The organism is Mesorhizobium sp. (assembly GCF_004962925.1).
Lineage (GTDB): Bacteria > Pseudomonadota > Alphaproteobacteria > Rhizobiales > Rhizobiaceae > Mesorhizobium.
Genome location: NZ_SUEO01000407.1, coordinates 1 through 934, shown reverse-complemented (window position 1 = coordinate 934; position 934 = coordinate 1). Strand labels below are relative to the sequence as shown.

The window sequence follows — 934 nt, the reverse complement described above, 5'->3', positions numbered from 1 at the left end:
AGCGGGTGGCGCTGCTGAAGGGCCTCGACGCTGCCGTGGTCGACCGCGTCATCGCCAACCGCTTGACGCTGGCTTCCGGCGGCCGCGCGCTTGTCCAGACCATGCGGGCCAGTGGCGCATGGACTGCGCTCGTGTCGGGTGGCTTCAACGTCTTCACCTCACGCATCGCCGCCATGCTCGGCTTTCAGGAGAACCGCGCCAATCGCCTGATAGAGCAGGACGGCCGCTTCACCGGGCTGGTGGCCGAGCCGATCCTGGGGCGCGCCGCCAAAGCCGATGCGCTACTCGAGATTTCGGCGCGCCTGGGGCTGACGACCGCCGACGCCATTGCTGTCGGCGACGGCGCCAACGACCTCGACATGATCCGCCTTGCCGGCGCCGGTGTGGCACTTCATGCCAAGCCTGTCGTTGCGGCGGAGGCAAAATTCCGCATCGACCACGGCGACCTGACCGCGCTTCTTTATCTTCAGGGCTACCGGCGAGAGGAGTTTGTAGAGTGACGCCGATCCGCACCGAGCGCCTGATCCTGCGCAACTGGGAGAATCGCGACCGCGAGCTCTTCCACCGGATCAATTCCGACGAACGCGTCATGGAGTTCTTTCCATTTCGCCGCGACCGCGCTGCCGCGGACGCCAAAATGGACGAGTTCCGCGCCTGGATCGCCGAGGATGGCTATGGTTTCGCTGCCGCCGAGATAGCTGAAACGCGCCAATGTATCGGCTTCGTCGGCCTTCTCGATACCGATCATTTGCCCTTCCTGCTCGCCGGCACAGTCGAGATCGGCTGGCGGCTGGCGCCCGAATTCTGGGGCCATGGCTATGTCACCGAGGCGGCCGAAGCGTGGCTCGCCTATGGGTTCGAAACGCTTGGCCTCGACGAAATTGTGTCCTTCGCCGTTAGGGATAACAGCCGTTCCACAGCCGTCATGCAACGC

2 protein-coding genes are annotated in these 934 nt (G+C 64.7%); both read left to right on the top strand.

Annotated features, from left to right (window positions below; genetic code table 11):
• Nucleotides 1-500, top strand: a 500-nt coding sequence (locus E5W87_RS35420; RefSeq protein WP_292408606.1) for an HAD family phosphatase, incomplete at its 5' end; no start/stop codon positions are given.
• Nucleotides 497-934, top strand: a 438-nt coding sequence (locus E5W87_RS35415; protein ID WP_292408603.1) for a GNAT family N-acetyltransferase, incomplete at its 3' end; no start/stop codon positions are given. The genes E5W87_RS35420 and E5W87_RS35415, both read left to right, overlap by 4 nt.